Source organism: Nostoc sp. WHI (genome assembly GCF_015714725.1).
Classification (GTDB): domain Bacteria; phylum Cyanobacteriota; class Cyanobacteriia; order Cyanobacteriales; family Nostocaceae; genus Nostoc.
This window is the reverse complement of record NZ_WBKM01000355.1, coordinates 1-23,439: the sequence shown is the minus strand read 5'-3', so window position 1 is coordinate 23,439 and position 23,439 is coordinate 1. Positions and strand designations below refer to the sequence as shown.

The 23,439-nt window shown below is 43.8% G+C and carries 17 protein-coding genes; 11 read left to right on the top strand and 6 right to left on the bottom strand.

Going from position 1 to position 23,439, the window contains the following annotated elements; genetic code table 11:
* Positions 1 to 28 precede the first annotated feature (28 nt).
* Both pyrF and tyrS read right to left on the bottom strand, forming a co-directional pair.
* Positions 29 to 760 (bottom strand): orotidine-5'-phosphate decarboxylase, encoded by a 732-nt coding sequence (gene pyrF, locus F8S12_RS36620; protein WP_196521242.1) that lies wholly within the window; start codon positions 758 to 760, stop codon positions 29 to 31.
* 21 nt (positions 761 to 781) lie between these two features.
* The gene (gene tyrS / locus F8S12_RS36615) at positions 782 to 1,972 is read right to left on the bottom strand and encodes a tyrosine--tRNA ligase (RefSeq protein ID WP_196521249.1); all 1,191 of its coding nucleotides are present in this window, start codon (positions 1,970 to 1,972) and stop codon (positions 782 to 784) included.
* Positions 1,973 to 2,145: 173 nt separating this feature from the next.
* Between tyrS and F8S12_RS36610 the strand changes: the two genes are divergently transcribed.
* Complete coding sequence (locus tag F8S12_RS36610) at positions 2,146 to 4,071, top strand: transglycosylase domain-containing protein (protein WP_196521241.1); 1,926 nt, start codon at positions 2,146 to 2,148, stop codon at positions 4,069 to 4,071.
* A 50-nt stretch (positions 4,072 to 4,121) separates the two neighbouring features.
* Here F8S12_RS36610 and F8S12_RS36605 read toward each other — a convergent pair whose 3' ends face one another.
* Together F8S12_RS36605 and F8S12_RS36600 are read right to left on the bottom strand one after the other, a co-directional pair.
* Complete coding sequence (locus tag F8S12_RS36605; protein ID WP_196521240.1) at positions 4,122 to 4,445, bottom strand: DUF1825 family protein; 324 nt, start codon at positions 4,443 to 4,445, stop codon at positions 4,122 to 4,124.
* 125 nt (positions 4,446 to 4,570) lie between these two features.
* A complete protein-coding gene (locus F8S12_RS36600; RefSeq protein ID WP_196521239.1) occupies positions 4,571 to 4,837 on the bottom strand; it encodes a hypothetical protein in 267 nt (88 codons plus the stop codon).
* A 169-nt stretch (positions 4,838 to 5,006) separates the two neighbouring features.
* On the opposite strand from F8S12_RS36600, the gene F8S12_RS36595 reads away from it, so the two are divergent.
* Both F8S12_RS36595 and F8S12_RS36590 read left to right on the top strand, forming a co-directional pair.
* Positions 5,007 to 5,378 (top strand): NINE protein, encoded by a 372-nt coding sequence (locus F8S12_RS36595; protein ID WP_196521238.1) that lies wholly within the window; start codon positions 5,007 to 5,009, stop codon positions 5,376 to 5,378.
* A 14-nt stretch (positions 5,379 to 5,392) separates the two neighbouring features.
* Entirely contained in the window at positions 5,393 to 5,926 is a 534-nt protein-coding gene (locus F8S12_RS36590) for a helix-hairpin-helix domain-containing protein (protein ID WP_196521237.1), read from the top strand.
* A gap of 43 nt (positions 5,927 to 5,969) precedes the next feature.
* On the opposite strand, the gene lepB is transcribed toward F8S12_RS36590, so the two are convergent.
* Positions 5,970 to 6,542 carry a signal peptidase I gene (gene lepB, locus F8S12_RS36585; protein ID WP_196521236.1) on the bottom strand — a complete coding sequence of 191 codons (573 nt, stop codon included), beginning with the start codon at positions 6,540 to 6,542 and terminating at the stop codon, positions 5,970 to 5,972.
* A 1,536-nt stretch (positions 6,543 to 8,078) separates the two neighbouring features.
* Here lepB and F8S12_RS36580 point away from each other — a divergent pair.
* Positions 8,079 to 8,987, top strand: coding sequence for a polysaccharide deacetylase family protein (locus tag F8S12_RS36580; RefSeq protein ID WP_196521235.1), 909 nt, complete (start codon positions 8,079 to 8,081; stop codon positions 8,985 to 8,987).
* Positions 8,988 to 9,452: 465 nt separating this feature from the next.
* Here F8S12_RS36580 and gltB read toward each other — a convergent pair whose 3' ends face one another.
* Positions 9,453 to 14,150 (bottom strand): glutamate synthase large subunit, encoded by a 4,698-nt coding sequence (gltB, locus tag F8S12_RS36575; RefSeq protein ID WP_196521234.1) that lies wholly within the window; start codon positions 14,148 to 14,150, stop codon positions 9,453 to 9,455.
* A gap of 775 nt (positions 14,151 to 14,925) precedes the next feature.
* Here gltB and F8S12_RS36570 point away from each other — a divergent pair.
* From F8S12_RS36570 to tuf, 7 genes are all read left to right on the top strand, one after another.
* On the top strand, positions 14,926 to 16,923 hold the full coding sequence (locus tag F8S12_RS36570) for a phosphodiester glycosidase family protein (protein ID WP_442946851.1): 1,998 nt from the start codon (positions 14,926 to 14,928) through the stop codon (positions 16,921 to 16,923).
* Between the two features lie 262 nt (positions 16,924 to 17,185).
* Positions 17,186 to 17,605: a cupin domain-containing protein gene (locus F8S12_RS36565; RefSeq protein WP_196521232.1), complete on the top strand. Its 420-nt coding sequence runs from the start codon at positions 17,186 to 17,188 to the stop codon at positions 17,603 to 17,605.
* A 548-nt stretch (positions 17,606 to 18,153) separates the two neighbouring features.
* Complete coding sequence (locus F8S12_RS36560; protein WP_196521248.1) at positions 18,154 to 18,480, top strand: HesB/IscA family protein; 327 nt, start codon at positions 18,154 to 18,156, stop codon at positions 18,478 to 18,480.
* Positions 18,481 to 18,578: 98 nt separating this feature from the next.
* Positions 18,579 to 18,962 carry a 30S ribosomal protein S12 gene (rpsL, locus tag F8S12_RS36555; RefSeq protein WP_196521231.1) on the top strand — a complete coding sequence of 128 codons (384 nt, stop codon included), beginning with the start codon at positions 18,579 to 18,581 and terminating at the stop codon, positions 18,960 to 18,962.
* Between the two features lie 385 nt (positions 18,963 to 19,347).
* The gene (rpsG, locus tag F8S12_RS36550) at positions 19,348 to 19,818 is read left to right on the top strand and encodes a 30S ribosomal protein S7 (RefSeq protein WP_196521230.1); all 471 of its coding nucleotides are present in this window, start codon (positions 19,348 to 19,350) and stop codon (positions 19,816 to 19,818) included.
* A gap of 139 nt (positions 19,819 to 19,957) precedes the next feature.
* Complete coding sequence (gene fusA / locus F8S12_RS36545) at positions 19,958 to 22,036, top strand: elongation factor G (protein ID WP_196521229.1); 2,079 nt, start codon at positions 19,958 to 19,960, stop codon at positions 22,034 to 22,036.
* 23 nt (positions 22,037 to 22,059) lie between these two features.
* Entirely contained in the window at positions 22,060 to 23,289 is a 1,230-nt protein-coding gene (gene tuf / locus F8S12_RS36540) for an elongation factor Tu (RefSeq protein ID WP_196521228.1), read from the top strand.
* Positions 23,290 to 23,439 lie beyond the last annotated feature (150 nt).

Sequence of the window (23,439 nt, the reverse complement as noted above, 5' to 3'; positions counted from 1 at the left end):
CTCTCGTGCTTCTGGCTGACTTCTGCCTTCATCCGATCGCAGTTAACTCCTCACAAATCCTCTTCCAGGCTAACTCAGGCTCGGCAGCAGTAGTAATTGGACGCCCAATTACTAAGTAATCTGCACCAGCAGTGATTGCTTGGGCTGGGGTAAGCGATCGCTTTTGATCTGCCTGATCTGCCCAACTTGGTCTTACTCCCGGACAAACTAGCAAAAAGTCATCTCCACAACTCTGTCGCAGCTGTGCCACTTCTTGGGGCGAACAAACTACCCCATTCAACCCCGACTCTTGCGCCATCAGTGCCATTTCTAGAGCGTATTCTGGTAATTCTAGGGGAATTTTCAACTCAAAGGCCAGTTGTCTGGCAGAAATACTCGTCAACAACGTAATAGCAATTAACTTAGGTGGTTTTATACCCGCTTGTGCCGCTCCTGCTTGTGCTGCCTCTGTTGCTGCTTTGAGAGCTTCCACACCACAGGTAGCATGAATTGTCAATAGATCCACCCCATAACGAGCCGCACTACGGCAAGCACCAGCGACAGTATTAGGGATATCGTGAAACTTTAAATCTAAGAAAATGCGTTTTTGCCGGGACTTTAACACTTCCAGAATTTTTGGGCCAGTGCTGGTAAACAACTCTAAACCGACTTTCCAGAAATCGACTTGCGGGAGTTGATCTACAAGAGCGATCGCGCTGTGTTCATCTGGCATATCCAAAGCTACAATAATTCGTTGTTCTGCCTGTTCACCATTCCCCATTCCCTACTCCCCACTCCCCAATTAAGACACTAAGCGGACAAACTTATTTTTCCCAACTTGTAAAACCTTACCTTGTAACTCAGCAAGAGAAGCGAAAGTGGTATCGACATCGGTAATGCGATCGCCATCTAAGCGTACCCCACCCTCTTGAATTTTCCGCTTTCCTTCCCCAGTACTTTTGCACAAGCCAGTGGCATTAAGAATATAAGCTAATTTAGTAGGAAACTGCGGCACAGCAGCTAACGAAAATTCTGGAACTGCACCTTCCTTTCCACCGCTTTGCGCTGCTTCTTTGGCTTCATCAGCTGCTGTTTCGCCGTGGTACTGTCTGACAAGTTCCCATGCTAAAAGTGTTTGGCGATCGCGGGGATTTTCTGGCAGTTTATCCAAAGGTAAATCCGTTAAAAATTCAAAATACTCTTCCAGCAGATGATCGGGAACTCCTTGCAACTTTTGATACTTTTGTCCAGGATGTTCTGATAATCCAATATAATTACCCAAAGACTTGGACATTTTTTGAACTCCATCAGTGCCAATCAAAATCGGGAGTAGCATTCCAAATTGAGGCTTTTGATTAAAATGGCGTTGCAAATCTCTGCCCACAGCAATGTTAAACTTTTGGTCAGTCCCTCCTAATTCCACATCTGCCTCGACTGCGACCGAATCAAAACCCTGCATCAACGGGTACAGGAACTCGTGGATAAAAATTGGATTCTCTTTTCTATAGCGTTCCGCAAATCCCTCTTTGGCCAACATCTGTCCTACTGTCATCGTGGAGAGCAACTCCAAAATTTTCCCTAAATCAAGCCCAGAGAGCCATTCGGAGTTATAACGCACCTCTAACCTTCCAGGTGTGTCAAAATCCAAGATAGGACGCACTTGATCAAGATAAGTCTGGGCATTTTGCGCTACGTCTGCTTCTGTTAGCTGGCGACGCACCTCAGATTTGCCTGTGGGATCGCCAATGCGGGCTGTAAAATCGCCAATAATTAGCACTGCTGTATGACCTGCATCTTGAAACGCTCGCAGTTTACGCACTGGTATGCTATGACCAAGATGAATGTTAGCACCTGTGGCGTCAATCCCCAATTTAACCCTCAAAGGTTGCTTTGTACTCAGCAAACACTTTTCTAAACTTTCACTGTCCTCATCAACTGGTTGAGGAAAAATTTCTACAACACCACGACGCAGCCAAGCAAAATCTTGCGTCATACTAGGAGATTCACTATTAGCTATACTTTGTACTTTAGAACTTAGGTTGGTTATATTCACTAGCAATTTATCCGCTCTTTCGTTTACCAAACTACTATAATTGCAAAAAATTAACCGCCCTGCTTCGCTCAATGAATTACAGTTAAATCTACAAGTGAGGAAGTGTAATAGCCGTGTCGTCGTCTAGGACTTTTGAAGATAAGCAGCCACAACGCCGGGCTTCATCGGGTTTTGAGTTTATGAAAGGAGTAGGTCAGGTAACTGGCGGTACTCTCCTCTCAATCACCATGCTGGCAAGTTCCATTGTAGCCGGAGGACTGGTTGGTTTAGCCATTAGCTTCCGTAATTTGCCAGATGTCAGACAGCTACGTAACTTTTTTCCGTCAGAAACAACTTACATTTATGACGTTAAGGGTAAACTCCTAGCAAGTATCCACGGGGAGGCGAACCGAGAAGTTGTACCCCTAGATAAAATTTCCCCGAATCTGAAGCGAGCAGTATTAGCAAGTGAAGATGGTCACTTTTACGATCACCACGGTATTAACCCCGTTGGTGTTGGGCGTGCTGTAGTCGTCAACTGGGCAGCAGGTGGAGTGAAAGAGGGTGGCTCTACTGTTACTATGCAGTTGGTGAAAAACCTGTTTTTGACTCGCAAACGTGCCTTTACTCGGAAGTTAGCCGAGGGAGTGCTGGCGATTCGGTTAGAGCAAATCCTCAGCAAAGACCAAATTTTAGAAATGTACCTCAATCAAGTTTATTGGGGTCATAACAATTATGGTGTACAAACTGCGGCACGCAGTTACTTTAACAAGTCATCAGAATATTTAAACTTGGGTGAGTCAGCAATGATGGCGGGTTTGATTCAAGCGCCCGAAGAATTCAGCCCGTTTGCAAGCATGAAGCTGGCAAAACAGAAACAAAAAGAAGTGCTGGGACGGATGCTGGAATTGACCTGGATTACCCAGCAAGAATATGACGATGCCCTTAAGCAAGAAATCAAACTTGGTAAAATCAAATCCTTTCAAGGTAGTGCCCTACCTTACATAACCAATACTGTAGCGCAGGAGTTGGCTAAGAAGTTTGGGCGTGAGGCACTACTCAAAGGCGGGATGCGGGTACAAACCACAGTTGACGCCAATTTCCAAACTATGGCAGAGGAGACTGTCGGTAAGTGGCATAGATCACTACTTGGGCAGGGATTATCTAAGAATCAAATAGCCCTAGTGGCGATTGATCCGCGCACGCATTTTATCAAAGCACTGGTAGGCGGTACAGATCCTAAGGCCAGTGAATTTAATCGTGCAACTCAAGCGCAACGGCAGCCCGGATCTGCTTTTAAACCGTTTGTATACTATACTGCTTTTGCTACTGGGAAGTACAGCCCAGACTCAACGGTAGTAGATTCCCCGGTCAGCTATCGAGATGGTGACGGTTGGTACTTTCCCAGAAATTATGATGGGGGTTTTAAAGGAGCTATGCCAATCCGCACAGCTTTAGCCCAGTCGCGCAACATTCCCGTGATTAAACTTGGTAAGAGCGTGGGGATGAATAGAGTGATAGAAACTTGCCGTACCTTGGGCATTATGAGTCCGATGGAACCTGTAAGTTCCCTGCCTCTTGGTGCAATTGGTGTTACACCCTTGGAAATGGCTAGTGCCTATGCTACCTTTGCTAATTATGGCTGGCAGTCACCAACAACTGTAATTGCTCGTGTTACTGATAGTAGTGGTAACGTGTTGCTAGACAATACGCCCAAACCCCAGCTAGTTCTCGATCCTTGGGCATCAGCAGCCATTATCGATGTGATGCGATCGGTAGTTACTGAGGGTACAGGTAAAGGTGCTGCTATAGGTCGCCAAAGCGCTGGTAAGACGGGTACGACATCATCAGAAAAGGATATTTGGTATGTCGGCACTGTGCCGCAGTTAACCACTGCTGTCTGGGTGGGGAGGGACGACAACAGACAATTAGCTAGCCGCGCCACGGGTGGCGGTATGGTTGCTCCTATTTGGAAAGATTTTATGGAGAAGGCACTCAAGAATGTACCAGTAGAAAACTTCAAGCCAACTTCTCAGTTTTCTCGCCCCAAGTCACAATAATTTTGAATTTTGGATTTTGGATTGGCAATTAATCCAAAATCTAAAATTGACTAGAGCTGTTTTTCTAGTTCGGTTTTCATCCGTTGTAGAGTGAGGTGCATTTGGTCAAACATTTGTTGCGGGGTGATACCGAACTGACCTAACTGTGTTTTCATTTGCTCTACTGTCATTTGTGCCATGAAATCTTCTGATAGCTCGAAACGCTTCATAAAGATGCGATAGCGATCCATCATGGCTTCCATTTGCTCAATAAATACCTTTTTGCCCTCGCGGTCAAATTTGCCGTAGCTATTGCCAAGCTTAATCAGCGCTTGGTAATCCTCAAACAGCTGTTTTGCTTCTTGTTGAACTATCTCAGAATCGAAGAATCCCATATTGCTTATATTAAACTGAGCGCCCAGACTCAGTAGCTTAATAGTTTTACTTCTATTTTTATTTTAGTCTAGGGGATGAATTTAATGACGAAGCTACGGTTTTAGTACGGTTTTTTATCGAAATTTCAACACTTGACTTGAGAATGGTTCCTGTATTGAAACCGACTCAATAAAGCTGCAATAGTCACAGCTTTAGCCATTGATTGAGGATTTGTATTTTCATGTGGTTGAATTTTCAATCGGGGAGCGTATTTCAAACCTAGTGAATGTTGCGGGTTAAGTTTTAATGCTTGACGGATGTAAACACTGGCTATACCTAGTAATTTTTGCTGAAAATGTACCAAACCTAATGACAAGTAGATATTTAGCAATATAGTTAGGATATTTGCCAAGATTACACTTTTTACAGCAATTTTCTTTTTTTATAGACCACGGTTATAACAGGGGCTGGAGAGTAGGGAGTGGTGTAGTTTAATAAATTGAAAAACGCTCAAATTGGAAATTATGAATTGCTGATGGCTGTTTTATTGTAGAAACTATGGTAGTAGATTTATAGAGAATATGTTGACTAAGCGCAAAAGCCGAAGCGTTGCTGCTGTTTTAGCTTTTTCTGGCACGCTGACAATTTCAGGATTACATAAATTTTATCTAGGACAGCCGTTGTGGGGTGTTTTGTATGTATTGCTTTCTTGGACGCCTATCCCCAAGGTAGCTAGTGCTATCGAGGGAGTTTGGTATTTAGCCCAAGACGAAGAAGCTTTTGATCGGAATTTTAATATGGGCCAAGCTGCTAGAAACTTACCGCGAGTGAGTAATCAGGTAGGAGCGATCGCTAGCGCTTTGCGTGAATTAGATGCTCTACGCCAAGATGGACTAATTTCAGAATATGAATTTGAGCAAAAGCGCCGCCAACTGCTAGACCAGATTTCTTGAGGTTAGCGAGAATCATGAACAATTGGCTACCTTTGAACCCCAAGTTGCAAAAACTCCGTGCCAAGCTCCTCAACGATCCCTACTATCGCCTGCAATCTGGGGAAGAAATTCAGATAGCGGCAAAATTAGGTATCCGCATTGATGCTAATCAAGCGACTGTAGATGATTGGTTGCGTCTACCAGGTTTGTCAATTCACCAAGCGCGATCGCTTGTAGAACTTTCACGTTCAGGTGTTAAATTTTACTGTATTGAAGATATTGCTGCGGCTTTGAGTATGCCAGCACAACGACTAGAGCCATTAAAGCCTCTGCTGAATTTTATTTATTATGACCACGAATCTCTAGAAAATCCTACGCACTTAGTCAATCCGAACACAGCAACAGTTGAAAATTTAGTACAAATTCCATTTATAGATTTGTCTTTAGCGCAAGCAGTGGTGCAAAATCGACAATCAGCTGGGCTTTATCGTAACCTAGCTGATTTTCAGCGACGGTTAGAGTTATCTGGTGATGCGATCGCTCAGATGATGTATTATTTGAGGTTTTAAATTAAAAGTTAGAAGTTTTAAATAACTCCTAACTCCTAACTATTTAAATGAATCCTATGCGATCGAGAGGCCAAAAGCGAAAGTTTGCCCGGCCGATGATATTTTTTCTCGGTAAAAAGCCCCAATAGCGAGAGTCGTTACTATCGTTGCGGTTATCTCCCATCACAAAAAATTTGTCTTCCGGGACTTTGACTGGTCGATATGGCTGATTTGGTGGTTCAGCAATGTAGTCTTCTGCCAAGGGTTGGCCGTTGACGTAGACTTTGCCAGAAGCAACACTAATCACCTCACCAGGCTTGCCAATAACCCGCTTGATGAAAGCTTGGTCTTTGGGATATCCCCGACGTTGTAGTTCTAAGGGTGGCTGAAAAACAATAATATCGCCAGTTATGGGAGGATGAAAATGGTAAGAGATTTTTTCAACTACCAAGCGATCGCCTGTATGTAAAGTAGGCAACATCGAGTCAGAAGGTATATAGCGGGGTTCGGCGATAAAAGTTCGGATCAGGAGTGCTAAACACAAGGCGATCGCAATTAAAATCAGATTTTCCTGCCAACTACGCCATACTTTTAACGACGCACGCGCTTCTTTTGCATCACTTTCGTGAGGAATCATAAAAGTTTCCAGCCAGTTTAAGAAGTAGGACAAATACCTTGATTATTTTGACTCCAAAGGTATACTGATAAGCAAGCTGGGTTTTGCACCAACCCATACAGTTATTAAATAATACAGTTATCGCATCTACCAAAGCTAAAGGACTTCCAAATAAAAATACTCAATTACTTATTGTGAGGTGGGTGTCTCGCCAGCCCGTAGCCAAAGGCGGGCAAGACTTCGGCCTGAGCGCTCAGTATAAGATGCGTACACTACAAGATTGGATAATTTATTTGTTGGAAATCTCTAAACAAAAGTACTGAAAATAAACTATGACCTGTCTAAGGCAATATAAGTTAATGATTAGGATTCCTAGAAAGATAATTAAAAATCCTAATTCTAATTGCTGTAATTATAAGGCAAGTTATTAAGATAATTTTCGGTTTTGCTTCCTCCTGCTAAAAAAGCTAGTTTTTGACTGGTATCTCGATACAGCTAGTCGGTTTTTTCTTAGAGCAGAAAATTAGTCGTTCATTGGCAAAACACCTTACCGAATGTCTTAAACATCTACTTCATTATGTAAGATTTAAGTCTTATATAAATACATGGCCTACTATTGCACTTTTAGTAAATTGCCTATGAACACGCTCTTTAATTTCCGTAGTTATACGGTAACAGTGGATATTAAACTGTACTATTAATAATATATGAATGTCCTTAACTATGGAAAATAACGTTATCTAGACATAAAACCACTAGCAATTTAGGCTAAAGTATCAGCATCAAAAATAAAACTAAACTTCTATAAAATTATTTTTGCTTGATGAGTGAAAAGAATCAATATTAACCATCAACTGCCTGTTGGCAATGAGAAACTATATTGAATTAATTTTCGTCTATCTATTTGATAGAACATACAAAGCAACACTCTGTCAGGTAAAAATTTAATTTTTTCTTAAAAAGAAAGTAATGGCAGTAGGCAGTAGAATATATCTTATTACCAATAGAACTAATAGTTTATTAGACTCTTTTTTGAAAGATACCCCGTCCCTTGTGATTAGTTTTGTATGTTAATAAAATAATTCACTAAGCTGTCGATTATACAACCTCCCGGTCAGAAAAATTTGCTCGAAAAGATGGTGCTGCCTTATTTGATTGCGCTCATTCTTACAGCTAGGGTAAGAATATGGAAGTCCAGACCTTAACTTTTATAAGTGGGTTGATATTAAATAGTAAGTATGTCAGCGTAACAGTTTTTCGTTGGGATAAGGCAGGAGGAAAAAGGGTTTTAGCCTAGTTTATTTTTCTTTGGATAGTTTGATTTTATTCTTCCAACTTACTTACCAAGTATTGTATGTTCAGCGCTCGTCCAAATATGGAGCATCTAGATTTCAGTTAAAGGTGTATAGTTTATCTTCTCAATTCTGAATTTACGTTAGTCCCAATTCCAATTTTTAGGATTCTCAGAAAGCAACTGATATCTAAATATTTAAAAAAATGTGCTACAACGTACCGTCATAACCGTAGCTGATGGTAAATCCTTGAAGGAGCTATGAAGTGGAAAACAATAAGTCGTTTCTGTGGCCAGAAGGAATATTAATTGCGCTGCTTACTTTAGGTGGTATTTTTAGCCTTGGCTTCATGATGCTTCTAAGACCAAATGTTTCGGAGGCTCAGAGTAGACAAAGTATAAATGTAAAGCATGTAGCTGCAAACGTAGGAACTCAGCAGCGCATTGAAAAATTAAAGGCGGCGATGCTTACAAGTTGGCAGCAAGAAGCACAAACAAAGGGACTATCCTACTCTGTACCATTACGCTTTCAAGGGGCAATAATTAAAGCGGCAGAACTAACTCAGGGTGAGAAAGTGATTGCTCTCACTTTTGATGATGGCCCTTGGCCTCAAACCACAGAGCAAGTGCTAAATATTCTGAAATCAAACAATATTAAAGGGACATTTTTTGTCGTCGGGCAGAATCTAAAAAATTATCCAGAATTAGGAAAGCAGATTGTTGCTCAAGGTCACGTCATTGCCAACCATACTTGGCATCACTGGTATCACTTCTTTAATCAACAAGCGGCTGCGTTTGAAATTGATCGCACAACAGAGTTAATTTATCAAGTTACAGGTGCTAAAACAAATCTATTCCGACCACCCGGTGGGATGTTGCACAATGGACTAGCTACTTATGCTAAAGGTCAAAAATATACTGTGGTGATGTGGTCAGCTGACTCCACAGACTACAAGTTACCAACTGTACCAAAGTTGATTAATAACGTGATTAAAGATTCAAAGCCTGGTGGTATTGTGCTAATGCATGATGGTGGTGGTAACCGTTCCAGAACTGTACAAGCTTTACCAGAAATTATTAGCAACTTTAGAAAGCAAGGGTATCGCTTTGTTACTATTCCAGAACTTTTAGAAATGGAAGATACAAACCAAAAGTTGCTCGCTAACAAAAAGTAATAATTATTAATTATGGCTAATTGGTCAATGGTATTGGCTAAAAACTAAAATTATATTTTTTGATTAAAATGCGTTATTTCTGAATCAGTTAATGAAAATCCCTCTTTTTCAAGAGGGATATTTTTTTCTCACTACTCCTTTTTAAGGCAATAGAGTTCAGTTAAGGGCTAGTGGTACAAAATTTTGGGTTTTTGAGACGCGATAAATCGCCGTCTCTACAAATGTTTTGGTCTTATCTGAACTGTATTGCTTTTTAAGGGGTAAACTTAGGCGGCGGTATTGGGCATCAAAGGGGTTTTCACAAAGTAGCGGTTTGCCGTGTCTCCAATGGGGGAAGGTCTTGAGGCAGAGGGTATGAGAACGGTTACAGTCACTAATAGACCTCTTGCATAAATAATTTTTTGTCTCGCGCAAAGGCGCAAAGGCGCAAAGAAGAAAGCGAAAAGAAGGACTTTTGCAAGAGGTCTAATGACTAGTCACTAAACTGAACTCAGTTGTTTTTTTTTGCGGATCAGCTTCGGGACTATCAGCCTCAGAAGGCGGGACTAACTGCCAGAATTTTGGTAAGAATTCTTGCCAGTGTTGCAAAATCTTCCTAGCCTTTGGTGAACCAGTTCGTTCTGCATGAGTTTTGATTAACTCTTGCAGCTGCTTTGCGCCTGCTTCTGTAATCACCTTCTGGATTTTGACAATTTCTGGGTTGACTAACTCACGAAATGAGTCGTCTTCATCCAAGAAGTATGCCAATCCACCAGTCATTCCAGCAGCTACGTTACGTCCTACCTTGCCAAGGACGACAATCACACCACCAGTCATGTATTCGCAGCAGTGATCCCCAGCACCTTCAATCACTGCTATGCCTTTGGAGTTTCTCACAGCAAAGCGTTCTCCTGCCAAGCCATTAGCAAATAACATGCCACCAGTAGCACCGTAGAGGCAAGTATTGCCAACTATCACGTTTTGTGATGCGTTATAGGTAGCATCAGTTGGGGGTTTGATGATGATTTCACCACCGTGCATACCTTTACCTACGTAGTCGTTTGCCTCTCCTTCCAGGGTCAGAATTATACCGGGGAGGTTGAAGGCACCAAAGCTTTGCCCAACACTACCTGTAAAGTTGAGATTAATTTGTCCTTCAAAGCCACTGTCGCCGTATTTGGAAGCGATCGCACCCGCTAATCTAGTACCTACTGTTCTGTCAGTATTGACAATAGGGTAAGTCTTGGTGACAGTAGATTGGTTGCGAATGGCAGCTTGAATGTCGGGATCGGCAAGCAACTTGTCATCCAAAACCACGCCGTTGCTGTGGACTTCTTCATGCACCAACCAGCTACGATTTTCTCTAGTGTCTGGTAGCTGAAGTAAACAGTCGAGATTTAGCGATCGCGTTTTGGTGAGTTTTACCTCTGGGCGCAGTTTCAACAAATCTGCACGTCCAATGATTTCTGACAAAGAACGATAACCTAGTCGGGCTAGGAGACTACGCACTTCTTCGGCGATGAAGTAGAAGAAGTTGACAACTTGTTCTGGCATCCCCGTAAACCGCTTGCGGAGTTCTTCTTTCTGAGTAGCAACACCTACAGGGCAGGTGTTCATGTGGCAAACTCGCGCCATGATACAGCCTTCGGCAATCATGGCGATGGAGCCGAAACCGAATTCTTCGCCGCCCATCAATGCACCTATTACCACATCCCACCCACTTTTCAAACCGCCATCTACGCGTAAAATTACGCGATCGCGCAAGCCATTTTCCATCAAGACGCGATGTACTTCACTTAAACCGAGTTCCCACGGTGAGCCAGCGTGTTTAATCGAACTTAGTGGCGATGCACCTGTACCACCATCATGACCAGAAATCTGGATGATATCAGCGTTTGCTTTGGCTACACCAGCAGCGATCGTGCCAATGCCAACTTCTGCAACTAGTTTCACTGATACCTTTGCTTTGGGATTAATTTGATGCAGATCAAAAATCAGTTGCGCTAGGTCTTCAATGGAATAAATATCGTGGTGCGGTGGCGGCGAAATCAGCATCACACCTGGTTTGGAGCGCCTTAACATTGCAATGTATTGGCTCACCTTCGGGCCTGGCAGTTGCCCACCTTCTCCAGGCTTGGCACCTTGGGCAATTTTGATTTCAATTTGTTTGGCGTTGACTAGGTACTCTGGCGTGACACCAAAGCGTCCCGATGCAACTTGCTTAATGGCACTATAAGCTTTATCACCATTTTGCAATCCCTTTAAATGAGGTAGGGTTGGCGAGTGACCAGATTCGTCTACATCATCTAAAACTGTGTAGCGCACGGGGTCTTCGCCGCCTTCTCCAGAATTTGATTTACCGCCAATACGGTTCATGGCGATCGCTAGAGTTTCATGGGCTTCTCTTGACAAAGCGCCTAAAGACATCCCACCGGTGCAGAAGCGCTTGAGAATTTCAGATACCGATTCCACTTCTTCTAGAGGAATTGGGATGCCATCGCCTTGGAAGTCGAGCAAGTCACGCAAGGCTGTTACTGGCCTACCTTGGAGGTGCTTTTTATAAACTTCGTAGTGGTCGTAGTTTTTTCCATCTAGAGCCTTATGCAGTGCCTTGACCATTTCGGGGCTATTCATGTGGTACTCGCCGCCAGGACGATACTGCACAAAGCCCAGATTTTCTAATTTGTTTGTCGTCAGTTCTGGGAAAGCCTTGCTATGGAAGGAAAGCACTTCATCAGCGAGTTCGCTAACACTCAAACCACCGATGCGGGAAGTCGTACCACGGAATCCTAGCTCTATTAAATCCCCACCAATGCCAATAGCTTCAAATATTTGGGCTGCTTGATAGCTGGAAAGCAAAGAAATTCCCATCTTAGAGAGAATTTTTAATAGACCTGACTCTACCGCTTTGCGATAGTTTGCTAAAGCTTCTTCTAGGGTGAGGGCTTGAATTTTTTGCACTCCCATTAACTTTTGAGTTTTGGGATCAGACCACCAATCACGCACCGTATCTAAAGCCATATACGGGCAAACTGCACCAGCACCGTAGCCTATAAGACAAGCAAAGTGATGAGTACTCCAGCATTGGGCAGTATTGACAATCAGGGATGTTTTCATTCGCAAACCTTCACGAATGAGATGGTGATGCACGGCACCCACTGCTAACAGGGGAGGAATGTAGGTGTATTCTGTGCTGATACTATCATTGACCCGACGATCGCTTAATATTAAAATCTTTGCACCTGCCCGGACTGACTCAGCTGCTTGGGCTTGTAAAGACTGGACTGCGGCTTTCAATCCTTCCGGGCCAGTGGCGATCGCAAATAGGGTTGACAACTCAGCTGTGGCAAATCCTGACAGCTGAATCGCCTCCAACTCTACCTCTGTCAACAGTGGCGATTCGAGTTTCAATCTCCGAGCATATTCTGCCTTGGGTTCTAATAAGTTACCTCGTTCACCCAGTTCGACTTTCAAAGACATCACTAGCTTTTCCCGTAGGGGATCGATCGCTGGGTTCGTCACTTGAGCAAAGCGCTGTTTGAAATAGTCATAAAGCAGGTGGGACTTCTGTGACAGCACTGCTAAAGGAATATCATCTCCCATGCTAAAAGTCGGCTCCGAACCTGCTAAAGCCATTGATTGAATCACTATTTCTACATCTTCTGTGGTGTAGCCAAAGGCAGTTTGAAGCTGAAGCAAGCTTTGTTTGTCAATTTTTTCTGTACTATGTCCGTTACCATTTTCAGCAGCCAGATGTCCATTCCCATTCAGTTCTGACAACTGACTACGGACAATTTTTTTAAGTTCTTGACGATAGTCTTGCAGCCATTCACCATAAGGGTGCTGCTTGGCGATGCGCTGCTTAATCTCCCAATTCTTCAGCACTTCATGGTTTACTAAATCCACGGCAATCATTTGCCCTGGGCCGAGTCTACCTTTCTCGACAATATCGACTTCTGGGAAGTCCACCACACCAGCTTCAGAAGCTACAACAATGTAGTCATCTTTGGTGATCACGTAGCGAGCTGGTCTTAAGCCATTACGATCTAGTGTTGCACCAACTTTTTTGCCATCGCTGAATACTAAAAGTGCTGGCCCGTCCCACGCTTCTTGTAGACCACTGTAATATTCGTAGAAATCAACAATTTCTGGAGAGTCACGTAAAGAAGGCTGATTTTGGTAAGCCTCTGGAACCATAATCATTAAAGCTTCCAAAGGGCTGCGTCCAGAGCAAACCAGCAATTCTAGTACGTTGTCTAGGGTAGCTGAGTCGCTGTTATCAATGTGAACTAATGGCTTGAGTTCCTGGATGCGATCGCCCCATACGGGATGATTCAGGCTAGCTTCTCGTGCCATCATCCAGTTAATGTTACCCAACAAAGTATTGATTTCGCCGTTGTGACCCAAAAGCCGCATTGGTTGAGCTAGAGGCCACTTGGGCATCGTATTGGTACTAAAGCGGCGGTGATAGACAACAAAGGCGCTTTTGTAAGCTGGATTTTTTAAATCGTGATAAAAGTTGCCCAATACGGCGGAACGCACCATGCCTTTGTAGACAATTGTGCGGCTTGATAAAGAGCAGATATAAAATTCTTCTGAGATGTTGTTTGCAACTTTACTAATTCGGCGGCGGGTAATATACAACTGCCGTTCTAATTCATCGCCGCTTTTGTCAACAGAAGCTAACAAAACTTGTTCAATCTGGGGTTGATTTTCTCTTGCTTGTACCCCCAATAAATCAGCTTGCACTGGCACTACTCGCCAACCCAGTACAATCAATTTTTCTTCGGCAGCTACTTGCTCAACAGTCTTCCTAGCTTTTTGTGCTGCTTCCTGGTCTTGTGGTAGAAAGATCATCCCCACAGCTATATTATAGGTGGATGGAAATTCCTTCCCCCTTTGGGCAAAGTCTTGTTGGAACAACTCCCAGGGGATAGCTGTCAATACTCCAGCACCATCACCAGAGTCTTGATCAGCGCTACAACCTCCCCGGTGTTCTAAGCAGGTTAAAGCAGCTAAAGCTTTTTCGACAATTTCGTGGCTGGTATGATTCTGGCGATGAGCAATAAAACCGACACCACAGGCATCTCGTTCCTCTACTAACCACTTTTGCCCCTGATAGGTATCTCTTGAGCTTATATCCTCTGTGATTTTCTGGTCTTGATTCATCGGTTTATTATTCATACCCTGTTCCTGAAGTATTGAGTTACCAATTTTGCCACTACTTTATGGAAAAAAATTTCTAAATTCAGCGATGGAGAAATATATAAGCACCGAAATTTAGGGAAAAAAAATTTTAACTTCGGTTTTACTTTACTAGTTTACCCGTGTTAAAATATACGCCTACTCTTTATGTATTTATGCCTGTTACACAACTTACATCTGCCAAGACATCATTTTTGCCCTGACAGCTTCTTTTTTATATTGTGAAGCTAAGTATTTTCTCAATTCCCTTTTCCAGATGCACACTAGCTACTCATAGAGCCTATTTCGGCTCACCTAAAACAAAACTCAAACTGAACGCTCTACTATGTTTTAAAGCCGAAGTCATCCTGATCCAGCAATAAAATCAGCGTATTACAATATATAGCCATTTGACAATTTCCAAATATTTTTGTTGTTGTCTATAGTTTTGCTATTTACCAGTTGCCACATGTCTTACTATTAATTAGACTTTACTGAAGTAGCAACAGTAGCAACGTTCAGCTAGGATTGAATATCTTAATCCAGTTTTGATAACCAAGACTACCGTGTATAGTGTGCTTAAAATTAGTGCCAGTTAAAACACTTGGTTGCAGTAGCCTTAGGGCTTAAATGGTTATTTATATTTAAAAGATATAGCAATCCAAGATGTATCTTACCATGTTTTTACAAAAATAAAGTCATGTTTTTTTTATATTTCCAAATAATTAGTTAGTTTATACCTTGGGTGATAGTTTTCAAAAGTACCTAGTAAATTATGGTAAAAATGCCAAATTGTTGCCAATTAGGGAATAGCGAACGCAGATTTTTCCAGGCTACTGTGTCACCAATACTTTTAACAGTACTGTGCTTAACTACTACCTGTGCTACCAACGCCCAGGAGTCCTTAAAAAACACCAAACCACCAAGTTTGACCTCCCAGACTACACCTCCTTTAACAAGTGTGGCATCCTCTGGGAATCAAATTTCCCTCAATGGTCGTACTTTACCAGGAACCTGGTTGCAGCGACCTGGAAAAGCTGGTCAGGTTACAACTCATCTCAGCGACGGAGGATTCAGGCAATTAATTGGAGTAAATTTCTTAAACAGTAGTAATTCAGCAAGGCAACCAATACAGTGGTTTTCATCGGTGACAAAGCCACTGGTTTTAGCCACCAGGCTACTAGGAGCATATCGCTATCTGGATATTACTAATTTTGCTCAAACATCTGGATGGCAAATCCAAACCAACGGCAACACCTTGGTAATTGCTACTCCAAAAGCGCGAGTCACAAATATTGTTCAGAGCCAGGAACCTCCAGACGCGAGTGCCCCTTTCCAACAAGCTCGGATTCTTGTCGATTTAGATCGTCCAACTCCCTGGCAAGTTGCACAAGGGTCAGCGATCGCAAAACCCCAAACTCCATCTTCCGCTCCAGACACACCAACCCCGAAATCGACTGTACCGGCAAATCGAGAGTGGACAGTTACCCTGGATGGAATAGCCGACCCCGTTTTGATAGAACGCCATAGCCCCAAGCCACCAGAACCAGCAACATCACTGCCAAATCTGCTCAAACAATTATCACCAGCACAAACCCCTGAACCACTGATTCAACAAGTGGAGGTGGTGAAAAACCAAACCATTATTCGTCTGAGTGTTCCCTTTGGTTTATTGCCTCAAGTTAGTACTGTTGCTAACCCCAATCGCCTCCTTATCGATATTCGACCCGATGCTCTACAAGAGCGGGATATTACTTGGGCCCCCGGCTTGCGCTGGCGACAACATTATGTCAACTTAGGCACAGAACGCTTTCCAGTGGTCTGGTTAGAAGTTAATCCCCGCAAATTTGGGCTAACGTTGAAACCTATATGGGCTACTCCTGATGGGCTTGCGGGTACTGCTCCCTTGATTCAAATAGCACAACGTTACTTAGCAGTAGCCGGAATTAACGGTGGTTATTTTAACCGGAATAACAGATTGCCATTGGGTGCAATTCGTCGGGATAATCGGTGGGTATCAGGCCCTATTCTTAACCGGGGTGCGATCGCTTGGAATGATTCTGGCCAATTTTACTTCGGTCGTCTCACCTTGGAAGAAACTTTAATCACAGCAAATAACCAGCGCCTACCAATTCTATTTCTTAATAGCGGTTACGTTCAGAGTGGCATTTCCCGTTACACCCCAGCTTGGGGATCAACTTACACGCCTCTGACAGACAACGAAATCATCCTAGTGGTAGAGAAAGACCAAATTACTAATCAGTTACCAGGCGGCAAAGTTGGTGAAAAAGCGGTTCCCATTCCCCAGAATGGCTACCTACTAACCTTACGCGCCAATGCTGTTAGTGCTGCCTCCCAACTACCTATTGGAACCAAAGTAAATATTTCCAGCGCCACTGCTCCCACTGATTTTAGTCGTTATCCCCACATTATCGGCGCTGGACCGCTATTAATCCAAAATCGTCAAATTGTCCTTGATGCCAAAGTCGAAAAATTCAGCAATGCCTTTATTGCAGAAAAGGCTATTCGTAGCGGTATTTGCACAACAGCAACAGGCACACTGATGATTACTGCTGTGCACAACCGTGCCGGTGGTTATGGCCCTACTTTGGCGGAACATGCCCAATTGATGCAACTGATGGGCTGTGTGGATGCCCTAAATTTGGACGGTGGTAGTTCTACAAGTCTTTATTTAGGAGGACAACTACTTGATCGAGCGCCCAGTACGGCTGCTCGTGTTCATAACGGCATTGGGATTTTCCTAAAACCATGATAATAAGGGAATAGGGAAGTTTCTTAATCACCAATGCCCCATCTTTTTTTAAAGTTTAGAACAAGCTGCTATTTTGCTTGATGAAGACTTAGTGTAGACATCATAGTTTTAGTAGTGATGATTTACACCGTAACGTCTGATTTTGCTATGTTTATGAAAGTGCGACAAAATTGCTGATTTTTAACGTTGCAAGATAGCGCCAGATTTTTTATCAATAGTTAAGCAGTACCAACGGTTTGTTATGTCTTCAAATGAGGTAACTATGGCTCGATATCAAGAAACTACACAGACTGACACTCTACACCTACCTCCAACCATCACTTCCAGAGGCGTTGCTGCAACTGAGTTACGTCCTTGGGGTGCTTTTACAGTTTTGGAAGAAGGGCGCGGATATAAAATTAAGCGCATCGAAGTTAAGCCCGGACACCGCCTCAGTCTACAAATGCATCATCACCGCAGCGAACACTGGATTGTCGTCTCTGGCACAGCTAGGGTAACTTGTGGAGAGCTAGAAGTACTACTAAGCAATAATGAATCAACCTATGTACCCCAATGTACATCTCATCGTTTAGAGAATCCTGGCGTGATCCCCTTAGTGTTGATTGAAGTGCAAAATGGTGAATACTTGGGAGAAGATGACATCATTCGCTACCAAGATGACTATGCCCGTACCAAAGATTAAAACTAAAAGAACGCAATTAAAGCTCTAAGGGACTTCTAAATAAAAAATATCCAACTATTTCTTGTAGGATGGGCGTCTTTACCATTGGTGTAAACTTAAGCCAAAATCCCTTTTAAACCTCGTTTCTAGCCTCTGGCTAGAAATGCTTGCTCATTGCGGCTCTGCCGCAAGTCTTGAGGCGGCAGCCCTCCCGTTAGGCATTCCCAGTCGGAGCAGGGGAACGAGACAATCTCTAAAAGCATTGTCCAGACTGGTTTTTACGTTAAGTTGACACCAATGGCGTCTTTACCCGTCCTATAAGATTGGATAATTTAGTTTTTGGAAGTCCCTAATCCAAAAACTGAACACATTTTTGTGCAAACTGTCTTTGGTAGCCACTGGACACCAGAAGCCCCCATCTTAACTAGGTAGGGACTGAACTATGTTAGTATTTATAGATGTAATCAAAGTGATCGCGCTGATAGATTCAGGGATTTAGCACAGGAATAGCGATGGTCAACCCATCTGTAAAATGAAGATGGGGTATTCAATTGCAAAAAACAAGTTTGATGATTCATCTGAGTGAAGCAGCCGCAAGTGAAATTGGGCGAATAAAGTCTAAGCAGCAACCAAATATCTTGTTTAGATTGGCAGTCCGACCAGGTGGTTGTTCCGGGTTCTTTTATGATATGTCTTTCGATAAAGCAATAAAAGTTGGCGACCAGGTTTTTAACTTGGATGAGATTCAAGTAGTTATAGATGCCGTAAGCTTAAATTACCTCAACGGTTTGAGGGTAGATTATTCAGAAGACTTAATGGGTGGTGGTTTTCGCTTCCACAATCCCCAGGCGATCGCTACCTGTGACTGTGGCAATTCCTTCTCCATTAGTCATTGATCAAAAAAACAAATGTCAATTGACATAAAACAGTAAAAAACGATATAATCAGGATTTGTTAAAACTTAGACCATAAGCAGCTTTACGCGCTGTAACTCATGCCAACAATACAGCAGCTAATACGTGATGAACGCGAACTATCGCGTCAGAAAACCAAATCCCCAGCTCTGAAACAATGCCCCCAACGTCGGGGAGTTTGTACCAGGGTATACACGACCACACCCAAAAAGCCTAACTCAGCTCTACGCAAAGTAGCAAGGGTAAGACTTACCTCTGGATTTGAAGTCACAGCTTACATTCCAGGGATTGGTCACAATTTACAAGAACACTCAGTTGTAATGATTCGTGGCGGTCGGGTTAAGGATCTACCAGGCGTGAGATACCACATCATCCGTGGCACCCTAGATACAGCCGGAGTCAAAGACCGCAAGCAAGGCCGTTCCAAGTATGGAACCAAGCGTCCGAAAGAAGCGAAAAAATAGGATTGGCGATTAATCGCATCAAACACGATTAATCGTCTACCTTAGAAGCGCTTAGGGACAAACAAACGATCAGCACCTATGTCCTAATAGTGGCGGTGAAGGCTATTGTTTCTTTTTCAATAAATCAAGCAATACCTAACATTAAGCGAGAAAGTGTAGAAGTTCTGAGGAGAATCCTGTAACCGTTAGCAGAATTCTAATCTGAACATTAAAGTTTATAATCTTGTCGCCTTGAGTATTTAGTTGCAGGTAGCAAGTCAATAGGTCAGCCTCGCTGCAACGGGAGAAAAAATTGAGGAAGTCTGAGGGTTGGGTTACACCACTTTTAGTTTCCGGTGTCTGATAGCATATAATTTCGTTGCCAAATCCGAATTAAAGGTGAAGTATGTCTCGTCGTGGTGTTATTCAAAGGCGCCCAGTTCCGTCTGACTCCGTATATAACAGTCGCCTTGTGAGCATGATTATCAGACGAATCATGCGTCATGGCAAGAAATCACTTGCCGCACGAATTGTTTATGAAGCATTAAAAACCATTGAAGAACGCACTGGTAGTGGTGCTTTAGAAACCTTTGAAAGAGCAGTGCGAAATGCCACGCCTCTAGTAGAAGTAAAAGCTCGGCGAGTTGGTGGAGCAACTTACCAAGTACCAATGGAAGTGCGTTCAGAACGGGGCACTACCTTAGCACTGCGTTGGTTAGTTCAATATTCCAGGTCTAGACCAGGCCGGACAATGGCAAGCAAACTGGCAAATGAGTTGATGGATGCTGCCAACGAAACTGGAAATACCATTCGTAAACGGGAAGAAACGCACCGGATGGCGGACGCAAACAAAGCATTTGCACACTATCGTTACTAAGTGGAAAAGCGATATATCGCCCTCCCGAAGCGGTGTATCGTGGATTTACAAAAAAAAAGACGGTTTTCCGTTAAAGTATAGAATCTTAACAAAGAGTAATATACAAGATATCATGAGCCAAAAACTATAGGAGGTGGCTGTGGCACGCACGATCCCGCTAGGAAAAGTACGCAACATCGGTATTGCGGCGCATATAGATGCGGGCAAAACAACAACAACAGAGAGAATATTGTTTTACTCTGGGATAATTCATAAAATTGGCGAGGTTCATGAAGGAACTGCTGTAACAGACTGGATGGAGCAGGAGCGGGAGCGGGGAATTACCATTACTGCTGCTGCTATCAGTACCAGTTGGAAAGATCATCAAATTAACATTATCGATACTCCAGGCCACGTAGACTTCACAATTGAAGTTGAGCGTTCCATGCGCGTATTGGATGGTGTAATTGCAGTATTTTGTTCTGTGGGCGGTGTGCAACCGCAGTCTGAAACAGTGTGGCGACAAGCAGACCGCTACAAAGTACCTCGGATAGCCTTTATTAACAAGATGGATCGCACAGGAGCGAACTTCTATAAGGTTCACGAGCAAATGCGCGATCGCTTGCGGGCGAATGCGATCGCCATTCAACTACCAATTGGTAGTGAAACCGAATTCCAAGGGATTGTTGACCTGGTTCGGCAACGTGCGTATATTTACGTAAATGACCAGGGAACCGATATCCAAGAAACTGATATTCCCGCCGAATTGCAAGGGCAGGTAGATGAATACCGCCTCAAGCTAGTGGAAGCAGTGGCAGAAACTGATGACACTCTGATGGCTAAGTACTTCGAGGGCGAAGAACTGACAGATGACGAAATCGCTCTTGGACTGCGTAAAGGCACAGTTGCTGGCACAATCGTACCAGTACTTTGTGGCTCGGCATTCAAAAACAAAGGCGTGCAACTGATGCTGGATGCCGTCGTCGATTACCTGCCAGCGCCAAGTGAAGTGCCGCCAATTCAAGGCTTACTGCCCAATGGCGATACTGTTGAGCGCCGGGCTGATGACAACGAACCTTTAGCGGCTCTGGCATTCAAGATTATGGCTGACCCTTACGGTCGCCTGACATTTGTCCGCGTTTATTCTGGTGTGTTGAAAAAGGGTAGCTACGTCCTCAACGCTAGTAAGAATAAAAAAGAACGGATTTCTCGCTTAGTTCTGATGAAGGCAGATGACCGACAAGATGTCGATGAACTGCGAGCAGGGGATTTAGGAGCAGCCTTGGGATTGAAAGACACCTTGACAGGTGACACGATCTGTGAAGAAGGATCGCCAGTAATTCTGGAATCCCTATTCATTCCTGAGCCTGTAATCTCGGTGGCGGTTGAACCCAAAACCAAGAACGACATGGATAAACTATCCAAGGCTCTGCAATCTCTATCAGAAGAAGACCCCACCTTCCGTGTCCGTGTCGATCCCGAAACAAACCAAACCGTGATCGCGGGGATGGGAGAGCTACACCTAGAAATTCTAGTAGACCGGATGTTACGAGAATTCAAGGTGGAAGCCAATGTAGGTGCGCCGCAAGTAGCTTACCGAGAAACAATTCGGAAAGCTGTGAGCAAAATTGAGGGCAAATTCATCCGCCAAAGTGGTGGTAAAGGTCAATATGGTCACGTTGTGATCAATTTGGAACCAGGAGAACCCGGTACTGGCTTTGAATTCGTCTCCAAAATTGTTGGCGGTACAGTACCTAAAGAGTATATTAATCCCGCAGAACAAGGGATGAAAGAAAGCTGTGAATCCGGGGTTCTAGCTGGATATCCATTGATTGACGTCAAAGCGACGTTAATTGATGGGTCATACCACGATGTAGACTCTTCGGAAATGGCTTTCAAAATCGCTGGCTCAATGGCGATGAAAGAGGCTGTGCTGAAAGCTTCACCCGTCCTCTTAGAGCCTATGATGAAAGTTGAGGTGGAAGTTCCCGAAGACTATATCGGGAATGTCATTGGCGACCTCATTGCCCGCCGGGGGCAGATTGAAAGCCAAAGCACCGAACAGGGACTAGCTAAGGTGGTATCCAAAGTTCCACTGGCGACCATGTTTGGCTACGCTACTGATATCCGATCTAAGACCCAAGGTCGGGGCATTTTCTCAATGGAGTTTAGCCGCTACGAAGAAGTACCTCGCAGCGTGGCTGAGGCAATCATTGCTAAAAGCAAAGGGAACGCTTAATTAAAATAAGGAAATGAGCATTCATGGCACGCGCAAAGTTTGAAAGGAATAAACCCCATATCAATATCGGTACTATTGGCCACGTTGACCACGGTAAAACTACGTTAACAGCAGCCATCACTATGACCTTGGCAGCTATGGGTCAAGCTATAGCTAAAAACTACGATCAAATCGATAACGCGCCAGAAGAAAAGGCACGGGGTATTACCATCAATACCGCCCACGTTGAGTATGAAACCGAAAATCGGCACTATGCTCACGTAGATTGTCCCGGACACGCTGACTATGTGAAGAACATGATCACCGGCGCTGCTCAGATGGATGGTGGCATCCTGGTAGTAGCTGCTACAGATGGCCCGATGCCCCAAACCCGTGAACACATCCTGCTGGCAAAACAGGTGGGTGTTCCCAGTCTGGTTGTCTTCTTGAACAAGGAAGACTTGATGGATGACCCAGAACTTCTGGAACTGGTGGAACTGGAACTGAGAGAATTGCTTTCCAGCTACGATTTTCCGGGCGATGATATCCCCATTATCAAAGGATCTGGTCTGCAAGCTCTTGAAGTAATGGCCAAGAATCCCAAGACTCAACGGGGTGAAAATCCCTGGGTAGACAAAATCTATGAATTGATGGACGCTGTGGATTCTTTCATCCCTACCCCTGAGCGGGATGTTGATAAGCCCTTCCTGATGGCTGTGGAAGACGTGTTCTCAATTACAGGTCGTGGTACTGTCGCCACTGGTCGGATTGAGCGGGGTATAGTCAAGGTCGGTGATAACGTTGAACTAGTGGGTATCAGAGATACTCGCGCCACTACCGTAACTGGTATTGAGATGTTCAAGAAGAGTCTTGACCAAGGTATGGCTGGTGATAACGCTGGCGTATTACTCCGGGGTATCCAGAAGGCTGATATTGAACGCGGTATGGTAATCGCCAAACCAGGTTCAATTAAACCTCACATTCAATTTGAAGGTGAAGTGTACGTCTTAACAGAAAAAGAAGGTGGTCGCAAGACTCCATTTTTCGCTGGCTACCGTCCCCAGTTCTATGTACGGACAACCGATGTAACTGGTACCATCAAAGCTTACACATCTGATGATGGCAAAGAAGTAGAAATGGTGATGCCAGGCGATCGCATCAAGATGACAGTAGAATTGATCAACGCGATCGCTATTGAACAAGGAATGCGCTTTGCTATTCGTGAAGGTGGTCGCACCATCGGTGCTGGTGTCGTCTCCAAAATTTTGAAGTAGCACCTTTTTGCTCTCGTAACAAAGGAGCAGAGATGGTATTTATTATGCCTCTCTGCTCCTTTCTCTTCCTTTTTAATTAAAGGGAGTAGGGAGTAGGGAATAGGGAATAGTAAGAAGCCAAGCAATTTTGTCTCCCCCACTCCCCACTCC